The organism is Bradyrhizobium sp. USDA 3311 (assembly GCF_054062495.1).
On the sequence record NZ_JBSSFI010000001.1, the window covers coordinates 1,799,823 to 1,817,218 of the forward strand.

Below are 17,396 nucleotides of genomic sequence, written 5' to 3' on the forward strand. Positions count from 1 at the left end.
GACATGGGCGAAGCGAGAATATTGCTGCGTGACGCGTCGGTCGCTGCTGCCAGCGGCGCTGCCGAGGTCGAGCGCAAGCTGAGCGTGGCCGAGCTGTTGTGGAACGACGGCTTTGTCCGCAAGACCGTCATCATTCTGTTCCTGGCGGCAGTCTGGGAGGCCTACGGCGTCGCCCTCGACAATCCGCTGCTGTTTCCGACGCTCCACGACACGATCGTCACGATGTATGAGCGCGTGAAGGACGGCACGATTCCAATGCGGGCTTGGGCCTCGCTGAAGGTCCTGTTCATGGGCTATTCGGCCGGCATCGTGCTCGCCGCGATCTTCACCGTGCTTGCGATCTCGACCCGCATCGGCACCGATTTCCTCGAGACCGTCACGGCGATGTTCAATCCGCTGCCGGCGATCGCGCTGTTACCGCTGGCGCTGATCTGGTTCGGACTCGGCAACGGCAGCCTCGTTTTCGTGCTGATCCATTCGGTGCTGTGGCCGGTCGCGCTCAACACCCATTCCGGTTTCAAGAGTGTGTCCAACACGCTGCGCATGGTCGGGCGCAATTACGGCCTGCGCGGGCTGCCTTATGTGGCGAAAATCCTGATCCCCGCCGCCTTCGGCTCGATCCTCACCGGCCTCAAGATCGGCTGGGCCTTCGCCTGGCGCACGCTGATCGCGGCCGAGCTGGTGTTCGGCGTGTCCTCGGGCCAAGGCGGGCTCGGCTGGTTCATCTTCGAGAACCGCAACCTCCTCGACATACCCGCCGTCTTCGCAGGCCTCTTGACGGTGATTATCATCGGGCTCTTTGTCGAGAACCTGATCTTCCGCGCCATCGAGCGGAACACGGTCCAGAAATGGGGCACTCAATCATGACCAAGAAGAAGAAAACACCCGACCAGCTCCGCAGCGCGCGCTGGTTCGCGCCCGACGATCTCCGCTCGTTCGGCCACCGCTCCCGCACCATGCAGATGGGCTACGCCCCCGAGGAGTGGAAGGACCGTCCGATCATCGCGATCCTCAACACCTGGTCGGACGCGCAGCCCTGTCACATGCACTTCAAGTCGCGCGTCGACGACGTCAAGCGCGGCATCCTGATGGCCGGCGGCCTGCCGCTGGAGCTGCCGGCGCTGTCGCTGTCGGAATCGCTGCTCAAGCCGACCACCATGCTCTACCGCAATCTGCTCGCCATGGACGCCGAGGAGCTGCTGCGCAGCCATCCCGTCGACGGCGTGGTGCTGATGGGCGGCTGCGACAAGACCACGCCCGCGCTGCTGCTGGGCGCGACCTCGATGAACATCCCGGCGATCTATCTGCCGGCAGGTCCCATGCTGCGCGGCAACTGGAAGGGCAAGACGCTGGGCTCCGGCTCGGACGGCTGGAAATACTGGGACGAGCGCCGCGCCGGAAAGATCTCCGACAAGGATTGGCTCGACATCGAGGCCGGCATCGCCCGCAGCTACGGCACCTGCATGACCATGGGCACAGCGTCGACCATGACCGCGATCGCCGAGGCCATCGGCATGACGCTGCCGGGCGCCTCCTCGATTCCGGCGGCGGACGCCAACCACATCCGCATGGCCAGTGAATGTGGCCGCCGCATCGTCGAGATGGTGTGGGAGGATCTGACGCCGAAGGTGATCCAGACCCGCAAGGCGTTCGAGAACGCGATCGCGGTCGCGATGGCGATGGGCTGCTCGACCAACGCGATCATCCATCTGATCGCACAGGCCCGCCGTGCCGGCCAGGACATCGGTCTCGACGATTTCGAGATCGCGAGCCGCAAGGTGCCTGTCATCGCCAACGTGCGGCCGAGCGGCGATGCCTATCTGATGGAGGACTTCTTCTATGCCGGCGGCCTGCCGGCGCTGATGGGCCAGATCAAGCCGCATCTGCATCTCGACTGCATCACCGTCACCGGCCAGACGGTGGCTGAGAACATCGCGCATGCCGAGGTGCACAATGACGACGTGATCCGCTCGGTCGACAATCCCATCTACAAGGAAGGCGCGCTTGCCGTGCTCAAGGGCAACCTCGCGCCCGACGGCTGCGTCATCAAGCCCTCCGCCTGCGCGCCGCGCTTCCTCAAGCACACCGGACCCGCGCTGGTGTTCGACGATTATCCGTCGATGAAGAAGGCGGTCGACGATCCCAATCTCGACGTCACCGAGGACCACATCCTGATCCTGAGCAATGCGGGGCCGCAGGGCGGACCTGGCATGCCGGAATGGGGCATGCTGCCGATCCCGACCAAGCTCGTGAAGCAGGGCGTGCGCGACATGGTGCGCATCTCGGACGCGCGCATGAGCGGCACCAGCTACGGCGCCTGCATCCTGCACGTTGCACCGGAGTCCTACATCGGCGGCCCGCTGGCCCTGGTGCAGAACGGTGACCGCATCACCCTCGACGTCGCCGCGCGGACCATCAATCTCGATGTGAGCGAAGCCGAGCTCGAAAAACGCCGCGCCGCCTGGAAGCAGCCCGAGCGCCGCTTCGAGCGCGGCTATGGCTGGATGTTCACCAAGCACATCAAGCAGGCCAATGACGGCTGCGACTTCGACTTCCTCGAGACCGATTTCGGCGCGCCGATAGGCGAGCCGTCGATCTACTAACACCGTCGTTCCGGGGCGCGAAGCGAACCCGGAACCTCGAGATTCCGGGTTCGCGCCAAGTGGCGCGCCCCGGAATGACGAACGAGAAAGAAAGCGCCAATGACAAAACTCAGCGAAGCCACCCGCAACAAGCTCAAATCCGTCTCCACCGCCACCGTCGCCACCGCGCTGTTCAAGCGCGGCCTGCGCATCCAGATGATCCAGGATGTGCACCCGCTCGGTCCTGACCAGCCGACCATGGTCGGCGAGGCCTTCACGCTGCGCTACATGCCGGCGCGCGAGGACCTCAACACCATCGACGTCTTCAAGGACCGCTCGCATCCGCAGCGCAAGGCGGTCGAGGACTGCCCGGCAGGCAGCGTGCTGGTGATGGACAGCCGCAAGGATGCGCGCGCGGCTTCCGCCGGTGCGATCCTGGTGACGCGGCTGATGAAGCGCGGCGTCGCCGGCGTCGTCACCGACGGCGGCTTTCGCGATTCCGCCGAGATCGCCAAGCTCGGCATCCCCGCCTACCACCATCGTCCGAGTGCACCGACGAATCTCACGCTGCATCAGGCGATCGAGATCAACGTGCCGATCGGCTGCGGCGATGCGCCGGTGTTTCCCGGCGACGTCATCCTCGGCGATGCCGACGGCGTCATCGTGATCCCCGCGCATCTTGCCGACGATATCGCCAACGAGACGTTCGAGATGACCGCGTTCGAGGACTTCGTCACCGAGGAGGTCGGCAAGGGGCGCGGTATCTTCGGTCTCTATCCTGCCACCGATCCGCAGACGCTCACCGACTTCGCGGAATGGCGGAAGAAGAACGGCAGGTAGTTTACACTCCATCGTCGTCCTGGCTTTCGCCAGGACGACGATGGGGCTACACCCCGGCCTCCGCCATTCCCGCCGCCCACAGCGCGAACGCATAGACGATCGCCACCTCGTCCAGACGATCAAATCGTCCCGAAGCGCCGCCGTGGCCGGCGCCCATGTTGGTGCGCAGCAGCACCGGGCCGCCGCCGCGCATGGTGGCGCGCAGGCGCGCGATCCATTTGGCGGGCTCCCAGTAGGTGACGCGCGGATCGGTCAATCCGCCCATCGCCAGGATGGCCGGATAGTCCTTCGCGGCGACATTGTCGTAGGGCGAGTAGGACAGGATGGTGCGAAAATCCTTTTCGCTCTCGATCGGGTTGCCCCATTCCGGCCATTCCGGCGGCGTCAGCGGCAGCGTGTCGTCGAGCATGGTGTTGAGCACGTCGACGAACGGCACTTCGGCGACGATGCCGGCGAACAGCTCGCCGGCGCGGTTTGCCACCGCTCCCATCAGCATGCCGCCGGCCGAGCCGCCATGGCCGACGATGCGCTTTGCGCTGGTGTATTTTGCGTCGATCAGCGCGCGGGCGCTGGCGGCGAAATCGTCGAACGAATTCGTCTTCTTCTCGCGCTTGCCGTCGAGGTACCAGCCCCAGCCCTTGTCGGCACCGCCGCGGATGTGGGCGATGGCATAGACGAAGCCGCGATCGACCAGCGACAGGCGGTTGGCGTTGAACGAGGCCGGCATCGCCATGCCATAGGAGCCGTAGCCGTAGAGCAGGAGCGGTGCCGATCCGTCGAGCTTCAGCCCATGGCGATGGAGGATCGAGACCGGCACCTCGGCGCCGTCCTGCGCCTTCGCCATGATGCGCGTGGTGACGTAGTCGCTCGCATTGTGGCCGGACGGGATCTCCTGGCGCTTGCGCAAGGTCCGCGTGCGCTTGGCCATGTCGTAATCATAGACCTCCGACGGAGTCGTCATCGACGAATAGGCGAAACGCAAGTTCGTTGTCTCGAACTCGTAGGAGCCCATCGTGTCGAGCGAATAGGCGGCTTCGTCGAAGGCGATGGCATGCTCCTCGTTCGATGCGAGATCGCGGATCACGATCGCCGGCAGCGCATTGGCGCGCTCCAGCCGCACCAGATGGCCGGCATAGAGATCGAGGTCGATGATGTAGATCCCCGGACGATACGGGATCAGATCGCGCCAGTTCTTCCGTTCGGGCGAGCCAAGCGGTGCGGTGACGATCTTGAAGTCGATGGCGTCATCGGCATTGGTGAGGATGAAGAGCTGATCGCCGCGATCGGCCAGCGAATATTGCACGCCTTCCTCACGCGCCGCGACCAGCCGCGGCGGCGTATCAGGGCTTTCGAGATCGATCAGCCGCTGCTCGGAGGTCTCGTGATCGCCGCCCGCGATCACGCAGAAGCGGCCGCTGGTGCTCTCGTGCAGATGGGTGAACCAGCCGGAATCCTGCTCCTCATAGACGAGCGTGTCGTCGGCCTGTTTCGTCCCCAGCCGGTGCCGCCACACCTGCATCGGCCGGTGATTGTCGTCGAGCTTCACATAGAAGAAGCTTTTCGCGTCCTTGCTCCAGACGATGCCGCCGTCGGTCTCCTCGACGAGGTCGTCAAAGTCCTTCCCCGTCGCCCAGTCGCGCACGCGGATCGAAAAATATTCGGAGCCTTTGGTGTCGGCGCTCCAGGCCTGCAGCTTGTGATCGGGCGAATGCCGGCTGCCGCCGAACTTGAAATATTTGTGGTCCTTGGCGAGCGCATCGCCGTCGAGCACGATATGGCCGTCGCCGCCCTCGCGCGGCATGCGGCCGAACAGCTCGTGCTGCCCGCCCTCGCGAAACCTGCGGAAATAGGCGAACTGGCCGTCCGGCGACGGCACGCTGGAATCGTCCTCCTTGATCCGCCCGCGCATCTCGCGCACCAGCGTCTTCTGCAGCGCCGCAGTATGGCCGAGCAGGCTCTCGGTGTAGACGTTCTCTTCGTCCAGATATTTGCGGATGCCGGGGTCGATCACCCCGGGGTCGCGCAGCACCTCCTGCCATTTCTCGTCCTTCAGCCAGGCATAGTCGTCGGTCACGGTGATGCCGTGCCGGGTAAAGCTGTGCGGCCGGCGCGGGGCGACGGGGGGCTGGGAAGGTGTCTTGATCTGGGTCACTCGATCCTCATCATCTCACGTCCGTACGGCGCCTCTTCCTTACCTCTCCCCGCCTGCGGGGAGAGGTCGGATTGCATCGGAGATGCAATCCGGGTGAGGGGGTACAGGTCTCTCGACCATCTCGCGTGTGGAGAGAGGCCCCTCACCCCGACCGTCTCCCCGTAAGAACGGGGAGAGGGGAAATTAGCACAGCGTGTCCCACCTTATATCGTCCCGATTCCGCGGATTGCCAGCGTCGCTGCGCCAAGGACCGGACAAAGGACTGCGCCAAGTCGCCGGGTTGTTGATCGCCCCCGTGTATGCTTTAGGGGCAGTACCCCGCCGCCGGTCCAGCCTGATGCTGTTCAATTCCTACCCGTTCATCCTGCTGTTCCTGCCGGCTGCGCTGGCCGGGTACTTCTGGCTCGGGCGGCGCAGCAATCTGACTCCAGTGATCTGGCTGGCGGCCGCCTCGCTCGCCTTCTATGCCATCGGCAATTGGCAGTTTGTCGCGCTGCTGCTGGCGTCGATCGCCTTCAACTACGGTGTCGGCCATCTCCTGATTGCAGCGGAGCTCATGCCAACGCAGCGCCGGGCGGCACTTGCCCTTGGTGTCGCCGGCGATCTCCTCGTGCTCGGCATCTTCAAATATGCGGGCTTCGCTGCCGACAATCTCAATGCGCTGCTCGGCACGCATGTCGCGGTCCACATCCTGCTGCCGGTCGGCATCTCCTTCTACACGTTCACCCAGATTGCGTTCCTGGTCGATGCCTATCGCGGCCAGGTCGCGCGTTATGCCTTGCCGCATTACGCGCTGTTCGTGACCTATTTCCCGCATCTGATCGCGGGGCCGATCCTCCACCACAAGGACATGATCCCGCAATTCGAGCGGGAGGAGTCCAAGCAGCCGCACGCGCATCTGATCCTGTGCGGAATCATCATCTTCGCCATCGGCCTGTTCAAGAAGACCTGCCTTGCCGACGGCATCCAGCCCCTGGTCGCGCTCGCCTTCGACGCGCGCTCGCCGAGCTTCGACCAGGCTTGGTGTGGTGCGCTCGCCTACACGTTCCAGCTCTATTTCGACTTCTCCGGCTATTCCGACATGGCGATCGGGATTTCCCTGATGTTCGGCATCTTCCTGCCCGTCAACTTCAACTCGCCGTACAAGGCTGCGAGCATCGTCGAGTTCTGGCGCCGCTGGCACATGACGTTGTCGCAATTCCTGCGCGACTATCTCTACATCCCGCTCGGCGGCAACCGCCGCGGCCACGTGCTGCGCTATGTCAATTTGCTGATCACGATGCTGCTCGGCGGGCTCTGGCACGGCGCGGCCTGGACATTCGTGGTGTGGGGCGCGCTGCACGGCGCCTATCTCTGCGTCAATCACGCCTTCAGCGCGCTGGTGCAGACCATCCCGACGCTTCATGCGCGCCCGGTCCGCATCCTTGGCGCCGTGCTGACCTTCCTCGCCGTCGTCGTCGCCTGGGTGTTCTTCCGCGCCGAGCGGGTCGATTGGGCGTTGCGGATCATCAGTGCCATGGCTGATCCCTTGAACATCGTCCTCGGCCGCGAGGAGATCGCGGCGCTGGTGCAGGTCGCGATCTATGCGGCGCTGGTGTGGCTGGCGCCGAACACGCAAGGAATCATGGGCTACGATCACGGCAATCGCAGGGTCGGCGAAAGCTTGCGGGCAGGGCGCATGCGGCCGCTGTTCCTCTATGGTGCATCGCTCGTGCTGGCATTCGGGCTTCTGGGCATCCAGAGCCACAGCGAATTCATCTACTTCCGGTTCTAATGCGGGGATCGTTCACCAGCGTGATGCGCCTTCTCCTTGCGAGCGTCGCGTGCGTGCTGGGCGCCGCGGCGCTCACCTTTGCCGTCGATCCCCTGCAACTGTTCCGCCCGTCGCGCCTCGTCGCGCCGTTCTATTCCGACGACACGCGCATGCAGAATGCCGGGCTGATCCGCAGCCAGTCGTTCGACACCGCCTTCATCGGCACCTCGCTCGCGATCCATTTCCGCCAGAGCGACATCGACCGCGCGCTCGGCGTCCGTTCGCTCAAGCTGGCGATGACCGGATCCAATTCGCGCCAGCAGGGCTTTGTGCTGGAGCAGGCGATCGATCGCGGCGCCCGGCGCGTGATCTGGGCGATGGACGATTTCAGCTTTGTCGATGCGGCCGGCATCGAGGCCGATCCCTATCTGTCCGTCGATCTTTATCGGAGGACGGCCAAGGGGATCGCGGCCTATCTGTTCAGCGCGCCGATGGCGAAGGAATCCCTGTTCGCGCTGCTGCGGTCTGTCCCGCCGCTGCGGGAGCCGCTGAGCCGTGCGGCGCCGTTTCTCCCCGTCAAGTTCGCGCTGTCCGACGTCGACGACATCTACGCGCTGCCACGGGATTTCGACGTCGCGCGCGCCTACAACGCCGAGAGGACACGCGCCGCCTTCGCCTATATCACCGATCCGGTGCGCAGCAGCTTTCTCGGCGAGGGCTACGAGCGTGACGCCATGATCAGGCATTTCGAGCGTGACGCCGCCAGCCTGATCACGCGCCATCCGGACGTGACCTTCGACGTCTACTTCCCGCCCTATTCGATCCTGCAATTCGTCGCGATGCGCGATGCCTCACCGGCGACGCTGACCATCGTCACCGATCTCACGGCCCGCATCGCGCAGCGCCTGACGCAGCTTGCCAACGTGCGCCTCCACGATTTCCGCGCGATCAAGGCGGTGACCCACGACCTCAACAATTACGGCGACGTCATCCACCATTCGCCGGCCGTGGACGCGATGGTGTTGAAATGGCTGGCGAGCAGGGAATACCGGGTCGATCCGAAGGCGCCGCTCGCGTCGCTGGAGGAGCTGAAGGCGCAGGTCGAGGCGTATCGCGTGTCGCAGCCGTAGCCCGCAAGAGCGAAGCGATATGCGGGACCTTGCGCAGATCCCGGGTGTCGCTTCGCTCACCCGGGCTACAAGACTGCAGCTGTGATGGTCAGCAGTAGCCAAAAACCCCGCTGTCGTCCCGGCGAAGGCCGGGACCCATAACCCCAGGGAGGAATTTGGCGAAGACTCGTAGTTAAAGAGTCTTCTCGTGGTACGCGCACCGTGCGTCACTGATAGATCACGCGGTATGGGTCCCGGCCTTCGCCGGGACGACAGCGGTGGCTTGCGCCTACGCCGCCACCTCTTCGCCGAGATACGCGACCGCCGCCTCCAGCCCGCCCTTGCCGTGCGGGATCTTCAGCGCGTTGAGGCCGATCTCGACCACCCCCAGCGTGCCGAGCAGCATCGGCGCGTTGATGTGGCCCATATGGGCGATGCGGAAGGCTTGTCCGGAGAGGTCGCCGATGCCGGTGCCGAGCACCACGCCGCACTTGTCCTTGCAATAGCGTTGCAGCACTGCGGGATCATGGCCGTTGCTCATGGTCACCGTGGTCACGGTGTTGGAGCGCTCGCCGGCTTCGGCGATGTTGAAGCCGAGCACCTGGCCCTCCGTCCAGGCGGATACCGCGCGGCGCGCGGCTTCGCCGAGCAGGCTGTGGCGGCGGAAGGCGTTTTCAAGCCCTTCCTCGTGCAGCAGGTCGATCGCCTTGCGCAGCGCGAACAGCAGATGCACCGGCGCGGTGCCGGCATATTTGCGATAATTCTCGGTGCCCTCGCGCTCGCTCCAGCTCCAATAGGGCGTCGACATGTTCGCCTTCTTGTGCACCTCGAGCGCGCGCGCATTGGCGGAGACGAAGCCGAGGCCGGGCGGCGTCATCAGGCCCTTCTGCGAGCCGGACATCGCGACGTCCACGCCCCATTTGTCCATCTCGAACGGCATGCAGCCGAGCGAGGCGACGGTGTCGACCATATACAGCGCGGGATGACCGCTCGCCTTGATCGCCTTGCCGATCGCTTCGATGTCGTTCTGCACGCCCGAGGCAGTATCGACCTGGACGACGACGACGGCCTTGATCCTGTGCTCCTTGTCGCGGCGCAGGCGCTCCTCGACCTCGTGCGGCCGCACCGCGCGACGCCAGTCGCCCTTGAGCACCTCGACCTCGGCGCCCATCAGCGCTGCCGCATTGCCCCAGCCGATCGCGAAGCGGCCGCTCTCCAGCACCAGCACCTTGTCGCCGCGCGACAACACGTTGCTCAGCGCGGCTTCCCAGGCGCCATGACCGTTGGCGATGTAGATGTAGGACTTGCCCCTGGTCGCAAACAGTTTCGAGATGTCACTGAGCAGGCTCTCCGTCAGGTCGAGCATCTCCTTGGAGTAGATGTCGATCGCCGGACGATGCATCGCCCGCAGCACCTCGTCGGGCATCGTGGTGGGCCCGGGGATGGCCAGAAATTCCCGGCCCGCGCGAACGGTCATTGCTGTTGGTCCTTGTTGCTGGAGGACAGGCTGGTGGGTCGCTCGAGTCGTACTTTTACGCGCTGCTGGAAGCCAAGAAAAGCACGCAAAATGCAGGGCTGGGTTATCGTTTGGTCTCGCGGCAGCCGGCGGCTTCCGCCTCCTCCACCGAGCAGAACCAGCGGGTGCCCTTGCTGATCTTCATCTTGATCTGGGTGTACCAGCGGCTGGTCGGCTGGTGATAGATGCACTCGCCGGCGGTGTTGACGTTGCCCTTGATGGTGCAGTCCGGCGAGGGCGCGACCGGCCCCGAGGCCGAAGCGAGCAGCACGGCATGCGCTCCCTCCGGCGGCTTGGTGGCGCCCAATATCGTCGTCTTCTTGTTGCGCACGCGCCAGTCCCAGGGCGCAATGAAGGCGCCCTGCCACATGCCGGCCTTAGCCTCACGCGCGGCAGCCTCGTCGGCGTCGTAATCGTGCGAAACGCGGGTGTAGGACAGCGCCCAGCCGCTGCGCACCAGCCATTTCTGGATGTCCTCGCCGCCGACCTCGCAGCGCGCCACGGTGCGGCCGCGCCGGTCGATCGCGCGGGCATGACAGACCCAGTTCTTGCCCTCGGTGTATTTGGCGAGCTCGTCGCGTGCCGCGATCCCGCAGGTCCAGCGCTCGGTATGGGTGTTGAGGCAGAGCTGGTCGGACGACGGCGCGTCGATGCCGCCGAGCCGGACCCTCGTGTTGCCGATCACGACGGAATCGCCGTCGCGGACCTTTGCGGTGCCGGTGATGTCGGCGGCCTGGGCGAGCGTCGGGGCGAGCAAAGACAGCGCAAGCAGGAATTTTCGCAACATGCCGGTCCAGTGTTCAGGAAAATCTCGATAAGCCGCGCAATTGTGGTCGGCTTTTGGCCGCCCGGCCAGCGCTTGCCTAACGATTAAGCTTTCAACTTCCCGTCATTGTCGTGGACGCCACTTACCCTCCCCTGGAGGGGGAAGACACGTTACCCCCGCGCCATCGCCCGCTTCGCCACCGCCAGCGCCATCAGCACGAACGCCGACGTCACCTCCGGTCCGCCCACCAGGATCCGCGTCGGTGTCTTCATCTTGTTCCATTCATAGGCGCCGAACGGGCCGCGGCGGCCGCCTTCGCCCAGACTCGCGACGATGACATTCAGCGCCGGCGCGAAGGCCCGCGGGTCGGCGCCGAGATGGCCGAGCGCGATCAGGGCGAGTGCCGCGTCGAACACGTTCATCTCGGCGGCCATCAGCTCGCCCTTGACGTAGGAGAGCACGCGGTGGCGGATGAAATCGAAGTCGCCGTCCGGATCGATCGTCGCCTGCGCCGCCAGCGGCAGCGCGAGGAAGGCGGCATAGCAGCGGCCGAAATAGGCGCTGTAGAGTTCCGGCAGGTAATAGATGTGCGAGCGCGGATTGGCGAAGGCGCCGCTGGCCGCGAGCCGCTTCTGGAAGCCGATGATGCGATGCACGGTCGCAAGCCGGGCCGGCGTCTCCAGAATCTTCCAGCGCACGAGGTTGCGGAAGCTGACCTCTAGAATGTCGAGATTGAGCGTCGGATCGAGATCGTTGCCGTAGGGCCGTTCGCCCCTGAGATTGTCGATCCAGGTCGCGACCCCGCCCTCGTAGTCGATATTGTCATTGAGCGGCACGGTCACGCGCGGCTCGTTGACGCCGGCGCGCACCTGGTAACTGCTGTAGAAATCCAGCAGCGGCTGGTCGATGATCGGATCAGTGCAGCCCGCCTGCGTCGCCGCCGAGATCGAGCAGGCCGTGGTGTCGCAGTCCGGCACATAGACGCCGAAGCCGAGATCCTGCTTGATCTGGGCGAAGAAGCGGGAAAAGCGCGGATGCGGTGCGGGCGCGAGCGCGGTGATGACGTTGAAGCGCGCACCGTCGGTGCCCTCGACCTCCTCGCGGCTGATGTTGACGCAGAAATCGACCATGTCGGCGATGGCGCGCTCTGCCGCCGTCTTGTCGGCCGGTGAAGCGAGCCCGGTCTCGACGAAGCTGAGCAGCGCTTCAATGAAGAACGCATCGTAATAGGCCGAGCGGTGGCGGATCTGCACCGGCTCCCACATCGGCTCGGCGATGCCGGTCCAGGGCGGATTGACCACGGCGGCTGCCTTCGAGCGCGCGATGAAGACGCGGGCGAGATTGAACAGCAGTGAGGAGTTCTTGTAGCCGCGCGCGTTCAACCCGGTGAGCGCCATGGTCAGCTCGCGTCCGCGGAAATCAGGGTCGCCGATCAGGTTGAAGGCGGCATAGGTCGGCAGGAAACCGTTCTTGCGGTACGAGCCGAGCAGATGCTGCGCGCAGTCGCGGATCACGCCGTCGATCTGTGAAGCCTGCGGCATGGCGCCGACGAACAGCGCCGGCGGCGGCTTCGGATGGTCGAGCGTGATGCTGTCGACGAGTTCGGCGACGGGCTCGCCGACCGCCGCCCAGTCCGGCTCGGCCTCGTCGCGGGCGCGGGTGAGTGCCTCGCGCAGCCGGGTGAGCTTGGCCTCGTTGCGCAACTCGGGCAGCCCGGCCCGCCGGAGCAGCACCCGCAGCGCGGGATTGCCGAGCGCGGTCTTGTAGAATTTGGCCAGATGCGGATCGCCGCTGGCGGGGCCTGACAATACGGGATCGCAGACGTCGTAAAGCGAGGGGCCGTCCTTCCGCGCCGTCAGCGCCCGGCAGGCGGCGCCGGCAAAATAATGAAAGCTCATGAAATACCTGGTCGCGGGGCCTTGGTCGGGGACGGCCGGTGCGCTCCCATCTGCGCACCACCCCTGCAAGTCTTTGAAAAAGCTACCCGGATTCGCAGGAAAAACAAATGTGATGGCAGTCACGGAAAAAGTCGGCACGAGGGCTGCATGATCAGAGCCCGGAAGGCTACGGGGATACCAAAAACGGAGAAATCCAGGTCAGGTAATTAACTAACATCTTCAGCGGCTTAGCTCAAATTTTGGGCAATCTATTGCGGGGCACCCTATATCCCGTTAAAGGTTTGTTTGGTGCGGCGCCGCAAATTGCGCGCAATTCGGGGGCACTCCCCCGGCCAATCCCTCAAACCTAAAGACGCTATCGCGCTACTCAACCTGTATGCGCGCGCGTGGCCGGTCTTTGGCACTGACAGGAATGAAGCGAGATGAATGTAAGGCAGCTCGACATTTCCCGACGCACGATTGCGGTGGCCGCAGCCCTCATCGGCACGGTCTCGCTCGTGATCGGCGCCCATGCTGCCCTCAACATGCGCGCGCTCGATGCCGCCAAGGCTGTTACGACCGACCAGGTCACCGGGTCGATCGGCCAGGCCTCCCGGCTCGCGCTCGTCATCGGCAATGGACATTATCCCGACGCCAACGCGCCGCTGACGCAGTCGATCAACGACGCCCGCGCGCTGTCCTCGACCCTGCGCAAGAACGGCTTTGACGTCGACATGGTGGAGGACGCGACCAAGGACGACATGGTCCGCGCCGTCAACCGCCTGAAGTCCCGGATCAAGCGCGACACCGTCGTCATGCTGTTCTTCGGCGGCTACGGCGTGCAGGCCGGCCGCCAGAGCTACATGCTGCCGATCGACGCCGTGATCTGGAAGGAAAGCGACGTCCGCCGCCAGGGCGTCTCCATCGACGGCGTGCTCGACATGATGAAGGAGCAGGGCGCCAAGGCCAAGCTCGTCGTTGTCGATGCCTCCCGCCGTAACCCCTACGAGCGCCGCTTCCGCTCCTACAGCCACGGCCTCGCGCCGATCAGCGCGCCCGACAATGCGCTGATCCTCTCCTCCGCTTCGCCCGGCAAGGTCGTCGACGACGGCAAGGGCGAGCACAGCGTGCTGGTGAGCGAGTTGCTCGGCAACCTCGCTGCGCAGGGCAGCGCCGAAAGCGCCTTCAACAAGACCCGCGTCGCCATCTCCCGCGCCTCCGAAGGCGACCAGGTCCCGACCGTCTCCTCCTCGCTGCTCGAAGACGTCCATTTCGGCGAAGCCGGCGGCTAGTTTTTCCCGGCGATTGTAGGGTGGATTAGCGAAGCGTAATCCGCCGCTTCTCTCTCAGAGCGGAAAGCAAAGAGGTGGATTACGCCTTCGGCTAATCCAGCCTACGATACGCGTGTGTAACGCACATCTGCCCCTACACCGTCATTGCGAGCGCAGCGAAGCAATCCAGAATCTTTCCGCGGAAAGACTCTGGATTGCTTCGTCGCAAGAGCTCCTCGCAATGACGATCGTGGCTGCTACTTCGCCGCTTCCGCGGCCATCACCGGGCGCACGGGATCGCCTTCGCGGAGCAGCGCGCCGGCGCGGGCGACGACGACGTCGCCTTCGTTGAGGCCGTCGCGGACCTCGATATTGCCGCCCGACATCAAGCCGATCTCGACGCGCTTGGTCTCGACGCGGTTGCGGCGGATCACCTGCACCACGGTGCCGGCGGACGAATATTGCACGGAGGTCAGCGGCACCGCGACGTTGCAGCTCTGCCCGGTCTTGATCAGCGCGCGCCCGCTCGCATTCAGCAGCAGCCGCTTCTGCGAGGAGATGCCGATATAGACCATGCCCTGCTGGATGTTCGGCTCGACGGTCGGCCCGATGCGGCGCACCTTGCCGTCGATGTCGCCGGCGCCGGCGATACGCACGGTCGCCTGCTGATTGACTGCGAGCTTGCGCATGTCGGTCGTCGCCACGAGGCCGACGAGATCGTATTCGCTGCGCGCCACGATCGTGAACAGTGCCTCGCCCTTGGCCGAGGCGAGGTTGCCGATCTGCGCGGTCGAGGTGGCGATCACACCCGCGACCGGCGCGGTGACCTGAAGCGTGCCGCCTTCGGGCAGCGCGAGGCGCGCCAGCACCTGGCCGGCGGTGGTGGTCTCGCCGGCTTCCGCCAGCACTTCCGTTACCTTCAGGCCAGGACGTTCGGGCCGCACCGAGGTCTCCTCGCGCGCGATGATTGTGCCGGTGGCCTCGACGATGTCGGAGAAGCAGGATTTTGCGACCTTCAGCACCGTGACGGCCGGCCCCTTGGGCGCGTCGTCATCGGCGGCTCCGGCCGGATATTGGCCGAAGACGAGCACTGCGGCGATGGTTGCGGGAAACAGGGCTCGAACAGCGGCACGGGGCAAATGGCGCATCGGAAATTCCACGGGGGCTATGCCTCCAATCGATAGCAGATGGCAGCGGCAAGGACTACGGCAGCGTTGTCCCAAAGCGGGATGCCGCGCCGCCCGGGCTGCCGCGGCAAGTCTTTGATTAGTCGCGGGATTGGAGAACAGGTTCGCTCGCCGCCGGGCAGGGCGCGGCGGCCGCACAGCTCGTGGTTCGAGATAGGGTGCGACGGTTCTGCCTGGCTGCCGGTCAGCTTCGGCGATCGCCGAGCAGCTTGCCGGAGGAACGGTCGATCAGATGCAGTCGCGTGCAGGCCGGGCAGGGTACGGACACGTGCGTGCGGTCGGCCGGCTCGTCGCCAAGCCGATGCTGCACGTTCATGCCGGTCTGGGGGCACTTGAAGACAATATGACGGTCCATGACCGTCATATGATGAAAAGCCCCGGACTTTGAAATTACGGATGATTACTTAGGCCGGCCGCGGCCCCTCACGGCAGGCTCAGGAACTCCACCCAGTTCGGCTTCTTGCCGGTGGGGTAGGATTTCAGCTTGCTGAGCGCGCCGCTGCTCTGGTCGATGGCATAGATCGTCATGCCGTCGGACAGCTCGCCGACCGCGGCGAGGTAGCGGCTGGACGGATCGATGTTGAAGCCGCGCGGCTGCTTCTCGGTCGGCACGCTGCCGACCGTGGTCAGCTTGCCGCTGGCCGCATCGACCTTGTAGGCGGTGAGCGTATTGGTCGTGCGCTCGGAGGCGTAGAGGAAGCGCCCGTCCGGGGTGATGTGGATGTCGGCGGCCCAGGGTTTCCCATTAAAACCCAGTGCGGTGGTGCGCTGGATCTCGTCCCATGCGCCGCTCTTGGCCTCATAGGTGAAAGCAGCGACATCGCCGTTCAGTTCGTGGATGAGATAGACGAACTTGCCGTTCGGATGGAACACGAAGTGCCGCGGCCCCGATTTTTCCGGCACCTTGTAGTTCGGCGGATCGCTCGGCGTGAGCGTACCGGTCGTGGCGTCGAACGCGAAGCTCAGCACCTGGTCGGAGCCGAGATTGGTCGCGAACACGAAGCGGTTGTCGGGCGAGGGCAGGAAGGCGTGCGCGTTCAGCCCGGTCGGGATCACCTGCTTCGGCTCGCCCACGACGCCGTTCGCGGAAAGCGGATTCAGCGCGACCTTGTTGCCGCCATAGGAGGCGCTGAACAGGACCTTGCCGCCGCGGTCGGTTGCGATGTTCGCCATGCTGTCGGCGAGCGGCCCGTTGCCGACATGGCTGAGCTGGCCCGTCTTGGGGTCGATCGCAAAACTTACCGCCTGGAACGGCTGCGAGCGGACGCCGGCAATGAGCACGCGGTGGTCGGGTGTGATCGCGAGCGGCGTCGAGGAGCCCGGCTTTTCGACGCCCGTGAAGGCGGCGGTCTGCACCGGTGTCATCTCGCCGCTTTCGGACAGCTTGAACACGCTGATGTCGTTGCTGTCGGCATTGCCGACATAGGCAAAGGTCTCGGCCATGCCGGCGCGAACTCCCGAAATGAGGGCAAGGAAGGCGAGGGTGGTGGCGATCGCAGCGCGGGGCGTTTTGGATGCGACGCAGCGTGTCGGTCTCGGCATGGGCGTTCTCCTCGGGGCCAGTGCGGCATTGTCGTTTTGTCGCAGAGGATAGCGGCAGGCGCCTCGCCGCACCAAATTCCAAATGAGATCGATCGATGCCGAAATGGTATCGGTTGCGTCGCGCCGAAGGCCGGCTACCGCACCGCGGCCGTCAGGTTGCGGAAGTGCAGATTCGGGCCGGCGGGATGGTCGGGCGGCCCGAGCACGGTCCACACGACGACCGCGAGCAATGCCGAGGTCAGGATGGTCCAGGCGACGAGTCGTTTGCGCATGGCGAAAATCCGTCGGTCGAATGTTCGATGCGCCGGGGCGCGTGCGAACCATCGTGCACTGCAAACGGCCGCGCCTCTATGAACTCGTTCACAGCCCAAGGGGATGAAAGGGTCCGCGGGATGAGGATGTCGTGGCAAAGCGCCACACCGGTTAAACCGATCGCAAGGTCTCTCCGACAAACTTGAACAGCGCTGCGCTTCCTCTGCTCCATCTCAGGCCGCAGGGCCACATGATCGCTAGGGAACGGCAGCCCCCTTCCCGCCGTTACCCCTGATCTCGCGGGCGGAGGACGCCAAAACGGAGGCTGGCACGTGTTTTGGATTTATTGGGACACCGCCTGGTCGCTGATCATCAGCGGCATCATGTTCGCCACCATCGTCACGCATCCCGACGCCGAGTTCGTCGAAGTGCACGCGGCCAAACGGCTGATGTGAACTTTCGTCCCGACCGGGATGCTGTTCCCCGATCGCCGGCTTCGCCCGAGGGCGACGTCTGCGGTCCGAGGTCCGGTTTGGACTCGCCTCCGCT

15 protein-coding genes are annotated in these 17,396 nt (G+C 64.9%); 7 read left to right on the forward strand and 8 right to left on the reverse strand.

Annotation, left to right across the window (positions count from 1 at the left end; translation table 11 throughout):
• Positions 1–3 precede the first annotated feature (3 nt).
• The 3 genes from ACVWW6_RS08545 to ACVWW6_RS08555 all read left to right on the forward strand — a co-directional run bounded on the left by ACVWW6_RS08545 (position 4) and on the right by ACVWW6_RS08555 (position 3,422).
• On the forward strand, positions 4–867 hold the full coding sequence (locus ACVWW6_RS08545) for an ABC transporter permease (RefSeq protein ID WP_060909772.1): 864 nt from the start codon (positions 4–6) through the stop codon (positions 865–867).
• Positions 864–2,603, forward strand: coding sequence for an L-arabinonate dehydratase (gene araD, locus ACVWW6_RS08550; RefSeq protein ID WP_456680519.1), 1,740 nt, complete (start codon positions 864–866; stop codon positions 2,601–2,603). The genes ACVWW6_RS08545 and araD overlap by 4 nt, the downstream gene beginning before the upstream one ends.
• A 99-nt stretch (positions 2,604–2,702) precedes the next feature.
• Positions 2,703–3,422, forward strand: a complete 720-nt coding sequence (locus ACVWW6_RS08555; protein ID WP_011083209.1) for a ribonuclease activity regulator RraA — start codon at positions 2,703–2,705, stop codon at positions 3,420–3,422.
• A gap of 46 nt (positions 3,423–3,468) precedes the next feature.
• On the opposite strand, the gene ACVWW6_RS08560 is transcribed toward ACVWW6_RS08555, so the two are convergent.
• Complete coding sequence (locus tag ACVWW6_RS08560; protein WP_456680520.1) at positions 3,469–5,574, reverse strand: S9 family peptidase; 2,106 nt, start codon at positions 5,572–5,574, stop codon at positions 3,469–3,471.
• Between the two features lie 337 nt (positions 5,575–5,911).
• Between ACVWW6_RS08560 and ACVWW6_RS08565 the strand changes: the two genes are divergently transcribed.
• Both ACVWW6_RS08565 and ACVWW6_RS08570 read left to right on the forward strand, forming a co-directional pair.
• Positions 5,912–7,348, forward strand: a complete 1,437-nt coding sequence (locus ACVWW6_RS08565) for an MBOAT family O-acyltransferase (protein ID WP_456680521.1) — start codon at positions 5,912–5,914, stop codon at positions 7,346–7,348.
• Complete coding sequence (locus ACVWW6_RS08570; protein ID WP_456680522.1) at positions 7,348–8,457, forward strand: hypothetical protein; 1,110 nt, start codon at positions 7,348–7,350, stop codon at positions 8,455–8,457. Before ACVWW6_RS08565 ends, ACVWW6_RS08570 begins: the two co-directional genes overlap by 1 nt.
• A gap of 268 nt (positions 8,458–8,725) precedes the next feature.
• Here the strand turns inward: ACVWW6_RS08570 and ACVWW6_RS08575 are convergent, their stop codons facing one another.
• The 3 genes from ACVWW6_RS08575 to ACVWW6_RS08585 all read right to left on the reverse strand — a co-directional run bounded on the left by ACVWW6_RS08575 (position 8,726) and on the right by ACVWW6_RS08585 (position 12,616).
• A complete protein-coding gene (locus tag ACVWW6_RS08575) occupies positions 8,726–9,913 on the reverse strand; it encodes a pyridoxal-phosphate-dependent aminotransferase family protein (RefSeq protein ID WP_456680523.1) in 1,188 nt (395 codons plus the stop codon).
• Positions 9,914–10,016: 103 nt separating this feature from the next.
• Positions 10,017–10,739 (reverse strand): thermonuclease family protein, encoded by a 723-nt coding sequence (locus tag ACVWW6_RS08580; RefSeq protein WP_011083204.1) that lies wholly within the window; start codon positions 10,737–10,739, stop codon positions 10,017–10,019.
• A 149-nt stretch (positions 10,740–10,888) separates the two neighbouring features.
• Complete coding sequence (locus tag ACVWW6_RS08585) at positions 10,889–12,616, reverse strand: hypothetical protein (RefSeq protein WP_456680524.1); 1,728 nt, start codon at positions 12,614–12,616, stop codon at positions 10,889–10,891.
• A gap of 422 nt (positions 12,617–13,038) precedes the next feature.
• On the opposite strand from ACVWW6_RS08585, the gene ACVWW6_RS08590 reads away from it, so the two are divergent.
• Positions 13,039–13,887 carry a caspase family protein gene (locus tag ACVWW6_RS08590; RefSeq protein ID WP_011083202.1) on the forward strand — a complete coding sequence of 283 codons (849 nt, stop codon included), beginning with the start codon at positions 13,039–13,041 and terminating at the stop codon, positions 13,885–13,887.
• A gap of 236 nt (positions 13,888–14,123) precedes the next feature.
• On the opposite strand, the gene ACVWW6_RS08595 is transcribed toward ACVWW6_RS08590, so the two are convergent.
• The 4 genes from ACVWW6_RS08595 to ACVWW6_RS08610 form a co-directional block, all read right to left on the reverse strand.
• Positions 14,124–15,014, reverse strand: a complete 891-nt coding sequence (locus ACVWW6_RS08595) for an efflux RND transporter periplasmic adaptor subunit (protein WP_028175680.1) — start codon at positions 15,012–15,014, stop codon at positions 14,124–14,126.
• 223 nt (positions 15,015–15,237) lie between these two features.
• Complete coding sequence (locus ACVWW6_RS08600; protein WP_165448133.1) at positions 15,238–15,408, reverse strand: hypothetical protein; 171 nt, start codon at positions 15,406–15,408, stop codon at positions 15,238–15,240.
• A gap of 68 nt (positions 15,409–15,476) precedes the next feature.
• Complete coding sequence (locus ACVWW6_RS08605; RefSeq protein ID WP_456680525.1) at positions 15,477–16,595, reverse strand: lactonase family protein; 1,119 nt, start codon at positions 16,593–16,595, stop codon at positions 15,477–15,479.
• Positions 16,596–16,729: 134 nt separating this feature from the next.
• Entirely contained in the window at positions 16,730–16,867 is a 138-nt protein-coding gene (locus ACVWW6_RS08610; RefSeq protein ID WP_156149861.1) for a hypothetical protein, read from the reverse strand.
• Positions 16,868–17,179: 312 nt separating this feature from the next.
• Between ACVWW6_RS08610 and ACVWW6_RS08615 the strand changes: the two genes are divergently transcribed.
• Positions 17,180–17,302: a hypothetical protein gene (locus ACVWW6_RS08615; protein ID WP_256380414.1), complete on the forward strand. Its 123-nt coding sequence runs from the start codon at positions 17,180–17,182 to the stop codon at positions 17,300–17,302.
• Positions 17,303–17,396 lie beyond the last annotated feature (94 nt).

Excerpts from the sequence above, each read along its gene's own strand:
- araD (WP_456680519.1), top strand. The coding sequence starts at position 864 with ATGACCAAGAAGAAGAAAACACCCGACCAGCTCCGCAGCGCGCGCTGG.
- ACVWW6_RS08555 (WP_011083209.1), top strand. The coding sequence starts at position 2,703 with ATGACAAAACTCAGCGAAGCCACCCGCAACAAGCTCAAATCCGTCTCC.
- ACVWW6_RS08610 (WP_156149861.1), bottom strand. The coding sequence starts at position 16,867 with ATGCGCAAACGACTCGTCGCCTGGACCATCCTGACCTCGGCATTGCTC.
- ACVWW6_RS08605 (WP_456680525.1), bottom strand. The coding sequence starts at position 16,595 with ATGCCGAGACCGACACGCTGCGTCGCATCCAAAACGCCCCGCGCTGCG.
- ACVWW6_RS08595 (WP_028175680.1), bottom strand. The coding sequence starts at position 15,014 with ATGCGCCATTTGCCCCGTGCCGCTGTTCGAGCCCTGTTTCCCGCAACC.
- ACVWW6_RS08600 (WP_165448133.1), bottom strand. The coding sequence starts at position 15,408 with ATGGACCGTCATATTGTCTTCAAGTGCCCCCAGACCGGCATGAACGTG.
- ACVWW6_RS08590 (WP_011083202.1), top strand. The coding sequence starts at position 13,039 with ATGAATGTAAGGCAGCTCGACATTTCCCGACGCACGATTGCGGTGGCC.
- ACVWW6_RS08585 (WP_456680524.1), bottom strand. The coding sequence starts at position 12,616 with ATGAGCTTTCATTATTTTGCCGGCGCCGCCTGCCGGGCGCTGACGGCG.
- ACVWW6_RS08565 (WP_456680521.1), top strand. The coding sequence starts at position 5,912 with ATGCTGTTCAATTCCTACCCGTTCATCCTGCTGTTCCTGCCGGCTGCG.
- ACVWW6_RS08545 (WP_060909772.1), top strand. The coding sequence starts at position 4 with ATGGGCGAAGCGAGAATATTGCTGCGTGACGCGTCGGTCGCTGCTGCC.
- ACVWW6_RS08570 (WP_456680522.1), top strand. The coding sequence starts at position 7,348 with ATGCGGGGATCGTTCACCAGCGTGATGCGCCTTCTCCTTGCGAGCGTC.
- ACVWW6_RS08580 (WP_011083204.1), bottom strand. The coding sequence starts at position 10,739 with ATGTTGCGAAAATTCCTGCTTGCGCTGTCTTTGCTCGCCCCGACGCTC.
- ACVWW6_RS08575 (WP_456680523.1), bottom strand. The coding sequence starts at position 9,913 with ATGACCGTTCGCGCGGGCCGGGAATTTCTGGCCATCCCCGGGCCCACC.